The sequence below is a fragment of the Sphaerospermopsis reniformis genome (assembly GCF_005402885.1).
Lineage (GTDB): Bacteria > Cyanobacteriota > Cyanobacteriia > Cyanobacteriales > Nostocaceae > Sphaerospermopsis > Sphaerospermopsis kisseleviana.
In genome coordinates, this window is record NZ_BJCE01000330.1 from 1 (window position 1) to 4,616 (window position 4,616).

Annotated in this window: 6 protein-coding genes; 1 reads left to right on the forward strand and 5 read right to left on the reverse strand. The window is 41.6% G+C overall.

Annotated elements, in window-relative coordinates; genetic code table 11:
• Together FFR48_RS25630 and FFR48_RS25635 are read right to left on the reverse strand one after the other, a co-directional pair.
• Positions 1-673 (reverse strand): pentapeptide repeat-containing protein (locus FFR48_RS25630; RefSeq protein WP_137669311.1); only part of this gene is annotated, 673 nt, incomplete at its 3' end.
• Positions 666-1,298: a hypothetical protein gene (locus FFR48_RS25635; RefSeq protein ID WP_137669312.1), complete on the reverse strand. Its 633-nt coding sequence runs from the start codon at positions 1,296-1,298 to the stop codon at positions 666-668. The genes FFR48_RS25635 and FFR48_RS25630, both read right to left, overlap by 8 nt.
• 99 nt (positions 1,299-1,397) lie before the next feature.
• On the opposite strand from FFR48_RS25635, the gene FFR48_RS25640 reads away from it, so the two are divergent.
• Entirely contained in the window at positions 1,398-2,015 is a 618-nt protein-coding gene (locus FFR48_RS25640) for a hypothetical protein (protein WP_137669313.1), read from the forward strand.
• Between the two features lie 98 nt (positions 2,016-2,113).
• Here the strand turns inward: FFR48_RS25640 and FFR48_RS25645 are convergent, their stop codons facing one another.
• Genes FFR48_RS25645 through FFR48_RS25655 form a run of 3 tightly spaced genes read right to left on the reverse strand, consistent with a single transcriptional unit; the run spans position 2,114 to position 3,743 of the window.
• On the reverse strand, positions 2,114-2,893 hold the full coding sequence (locus FFR48_RS25645; RefSeq protein ID WP_137669314.1) for a pentapeptide repeat-containing protein: 780 nt from the start codon (positions 2,891-2,893) through the stop codon (positions 2,114-2,116).
• Positions 2,894-2,906: 13 nt separating this feature from the next.
• Entirely contained in the window at positions 2,907-3,323 is a 417-nt protein-coding gene (locus FFR48_RS25650; RefSeq protein ID WP_199301830.1) for a hypothetical protein, read from the reverse strand.
• 33 nt (positions 3,324-3,356) lie between these two features.
• On the reverse strand, positions 3,357-3,743 hold the full coding sequence (locus FFR48_RS25655) for an SGNH/GDSL hydrolase family protein (RefSeq protein ID WP_443096399.1): 387 nt from the start codon (positions 3,741-3,743) through the stop codon (positions 3,357-3,359).
• Positions 3,744-4,616 lie beyond the last annotated feature (873 nt).

Sequence of the window (4,616 nt, forward strand, 5' to 3'; positions counted from 1 at the left end):
GGGAGCGGCGGCTGACACGGAGACGCCTGAGGTGGGCGACGTAAGGGGAGGAACGAAGCAGGTGGGCCCGCTTGAGGTGGGCACGGTTGAGGTGGGTCAGGCTGAGGTAGGCACGTATAAGGTCGGCACGGCTCAGGTGGGCACCGCTCAGGTTGGCACGGTTCAGGTTGGCACCTCTCAGGTTGGCATCGTTCAAGTGGGCACCGCTCAGGTTGGCACCGCTCAGGTTGGCACCGCTCAGGTTGGCATCGTTCAGGTAGGCACCGCTCAGGTTGGCACCGCTCAGGTTGGCATCGTTCAGGTAGGCACCGCTCAGGTTGGCACCGCTCAGGTCGGCACCGCTCAGGTCGGCACCGCTCAGGTAGGCAAGGCTCAGGTAGGCAAGGCTCAGGTCGGCAAGGCTTAGGTTGGCAAGGCTTAGGTTGGCACCGCTCAGGTTGGCACCGCTCAGGTTGGCAAGGCTCAGGTTGGCAAGGCTCAGGTTGGCAAGGCTCAGGTTGGCAAGGCTCAGGTTGGCATCGATCAGGTTGGCATCGCTCAGGTTGGCACCAGCAAAGTCTTGTAGAGGATCTAAACCAGCAATTTCTACCAGAGCAGAAAAGTCATCGGTTTCTGCCTCGACAACTCGCTGAATCAGGTCTTGAAGTTTCTGAATAGATTCTTTATTAGCCATAGTGCAACTCTGCTCGACTGAGATAGGGTTGTAACTTTGATTTCAGCAGTTCCTTCCTGAACAATGCCTCTAAAATTATCTGTTTATTGCGACTTGTATCCGTTGGATATAGTCCTTCTGTTGCCATTAAATGCACATATTGCTGTGAAACCTCAAATGTTGCTTCCACAGAACATGGCCTGTCTTGTAACTGCACAGTTCCTAATTTCTGATTCTGGAGTGAGCCTATCAAAACTGTTGCGCCAATACTTAGCTCAAACTCCCAAGTTGGGTGTGATTTTGAACCATTTGTAGTTACCTGACACACAGCCTGTTTAAGCTCAATTTGTCCATCCAGTTCACGGGAATCATCAGGAATCTCACAATTTTTCAGCTTTAGCTTCAGTTGTCCACCTTTCACACCAAACTTAACGCGCACTGTTCCTAATGCTTCCCACTGTTCGTTAAAGTGCATGGTAACAGGCAGATCAATTTGGTCAGAATTGACTGGAATTGCTTGTAGTTCCATGTACAGGCAATCTGGGTATCTGTTTTCATGTTGCGGTTGAGGTGTAGTAGATGGAAGTTGTTGCATTGCCAAGGTGGACTGAGGATTTGATAGATTTCCTTGTATATACGCTAACATGATTTAGCTCAACCTTATCCTTTGTTAAGGAAAATAAAGGTTATAATCTATCGAAATGATGAGCAAATGCCGATAAAACCCTAAATTACCAATATTCTCATGACCTCTGATTTGACATCTACCCTTACGTCTGATTTTCTCAGCATTGTCTCCCAAACTGCTGCTGCATATCGAGAAGGGAGCAAACCCCCTACTGCTGAGGTAGTAGTCAATGCCTTGCTGCAAGCAGAAAAGACCGCCAAACAACAACGGCTTAATTATCCCTTTCCATCTCTGATTGGTAAATGGCGGTTGTGCTTTGCTACGGGGACTAAAAAAGTCAGACAGCGCGGAGGAATTATTTTAGGTAAGGGTTTTTATGTACCTAAATTGGTGAAAATTCATATTTCTTTTAGTGCCACTACTGAAGATGCTTTAGTTAGAGGCGAAATTGCTAATCAGGTACAATTAGGCTCGATATTATTAAAGCTGACGGGACCATCACAATATATAGGTAAAAAAAATCTCTTAGCATTTGACTTTACCCAGATGCAGATTATTTTATTTAATCGTGTTGTTTACAATCAACCAATTCGTTCTGGTAAAGTTCAATCTGAGGATTTTTATAACCAACCCATAGCTAAATTACCCTTTTTTGCCTTCTTCTTAGTTACGGAAGATTTCATTGCAGCGCGTGGCCGTGGGGGAGGTTTGGCTATCTGGGTTAAGGAAGCTTAAACAGGCTAAAATGCAAACTCAACAAAATTCGGGAAATGTTGGGTTTCACTTCGTTTAACCCAACCTACAATTTTCTTAGTTTGGGTAACGCACTGTGTTTATTTTATTGGAACAAGTTGATCTTGGGGAAAAATTGCCCCTCGCTGTTTGAGTTCAAATTTAACATCATCAGCCAGTCCAGCGTTATTACCAAATTGAGCATTTATCACTCTGGCACTCGTGAAATTTGTCTCAGTTAAGTTAGCACCATTCAGGTCAGCACCACTGAGGTCAGAATTAATCAAGTCAGCATTACTCAAGTTGCTATTTTTCATGTCAGCATGACTGAGGTTAGCATCTATCAGTGTTGCATTACACAAATTAGCATCCACTAAATAGGCACGGCTGAGTTTAACAGATCGTAGTTTTGCATTCTTGAGGTTGGCACCACTCAAATCAGCGCGGCTCAAGTCAGCTTCACTTAAATCAGCAGCACTGAGGTTAAAACCATTGAGGTTGCAACCAACGCCTTTGACACCAACTAAATTAGCTCCAACTAAATCTGCAAATGGATTTAGTCCAGCACTTTTAATTAATTCAGACAAGTTTTCTGTGTCTGCTTCCAGAAGCAGTTTTACTTGCTGTTGAATTTCTTCTTGTAAAACAGGTATCTTACTTGTTAATCGCCGCTTGGTTAGTCGTTTCTCTTCACTCCAAGCAACAAAACCAATTCCCGCAATAACACTTAACCCGACAGTAAAAGCTGGAGGATTCCCACCTGTGAGCAATAACATGACTAAAAAACCTACACCAACTTGAGCCGTTTGCTGAACTAAAGAATTCAATCCAGCTTTAGCTTCTTGATAAAGGCTAATTTGCTTGCGGCTAGTTAATGTCATAATGTTGCTGCTCCTATGGTTTCCGCAAATTCTTAATATCCGCCCAAAAACGAGCAATTATCCGACCAGCAAGAACAATCCACAGTAAGAAATCTGATGTAACGATAATAAAACAAGCGTAACAGGATGCACCTAATGGATTTTCTTTTAAACAAACATCAAAACTGGAAAAATCTTTACCAATGATGATCTTACCAATTAATCCGGGAACTTGCAAGAGAATACTGAGGGCGATCGCATCCTGAATGGAAGCATAGACTGTTCTCCCCAAATCTCCCATCAATCCATAAAATAACTGATCCACAACTTCTAGAATGTTCATCACCACTTTTTTGGTATTATTCCCCAAGCGTGTATTTGCTACAGGAGATTGTGCTACAGGCTGTGGTGGTGATGGTGGTTGTGGGTTCGACGGCTGTTGCTGACTCATACTAATTTTTTAATATTTCTAAAAGCGATCACTCTAAGCTGTTGTGCATTTAATTTGTATAAGTGGAACAGGCATCTTGCCTGTTAAACAAGAGTTCAGAACATTAGGATTATACAATTTAGCTGTGTAACAGCTTATCACTTCACTCACAAAGTGATTACCTTTAAGGTTAAGATGAATACTATCGTCATATAAGCTTTCGGGGTTATAAATTGAGTTGAATTGTGGTAAAAAATCTATATAATTAATTGGCTGTTCTTTGGTAAAATCAGATAAACGTTTACGAGCAACAATTTCATAATCACGGGGTCTTGGTTCACCAATTTCTCTGAATAAGGGAGTCATGGCTAAAATAAATTTACTGTTGTTTTCTTGAGCGAAATTTTGAATTTTACCAATAGTTTCTAAATTAATTCCCACGCGATCGCCTGGTTCTTTTTGTACTGCTTCTAGTTCGGGTATGGGTTTTTGTTTAATTAAATAACGCTGTAAAAATTCTATAATTGCTAAAGGCGGTTTATGATCGTTTCCCAGTTTGCGAGTGCTTTCATTAGGTGCTAATAAATAACCAATTTGTTCATCACCAATGTAAAGGAGAGGATTAGCAAAATCAAACAGCGATACCTTCGGTAAGCTTCGCTAACGCAAACCCAACTCGATCACCGCCAACAACCCCACAACTACCGCCAAAATAACCATCAACACTGTTTTAACCTGCAATACTCTTCCTTAAATAGTATTTAATTATACTATAAATTTCTCTATCATTTATTCCCTATTCCCTATTCCCAAAATAATAATGTGAATTTAACATCATTAGGTGAATAGAAAGACTACAATCAAATCGGACAGACTGGGAATGTAACAAAGGAGGCTTACAAAAGTATGTCCGACTTAAATCGCGGAATTATGAAATTTGAAGGTGCGGATTCACCAAAAGTAGTCACAATCTCTACTGTGCTAGTTCTGGGATCCATAGCAGCACTCATCCTGTGGGCGTTGCAATCTGCCTATGCGTTAAACTAGGATCATTGATAAGCTCAAAGGACACTGAACAACGAAGGTTAACCTAGCTGCTCAGTGTCCATCAAGGCATAAATTAAACAATCTAAAAAAAATAGTGAGAAATAATTAAAATTTAGATTTGCGATTTGCAACTTTAGATGCAATAGACCTGTCCGAAATATATAACGGAAAAATGGTAGAACGGTAAATGGAAAATATACCGTGGTTCTACCAAAGATGAAAAATATTACCAATTATATACATATGTACCCAAAACGCGCTAGGGGT

Bases quoted from the DNA above. Each gene is read 5' to 3' on its own strand.
- FFR48_RS25650 (WP_199301830.1), bottom strand. From the start codon at position 3,323: ATGAGTCAGCAACAGCCGTCGAACCCACAACCACCATCACCACCACAG.
- FFR48_RS25645 (WP_137669314.1), bottom strand. From the start codon at position 2,893: ATGACATTAACTAGCCGCAAGCAAATTAGCCTTTATCAAGAAGCTAAA.
- FFR48_RS25640 (WP_137669313.1), top strand. From the start codon at position 1,398: ATGACCTCTGATTTGACATCTACCCTTACGTCTGATTTTCTCAGCATT.
- FFR48_RS25635 (WP_137669312.1), bottom strand. From the start codon at position 1,298: ATGTTAGCGTATATACAAGGAAATCTATCAAATCCTCAGTCCACCTTG.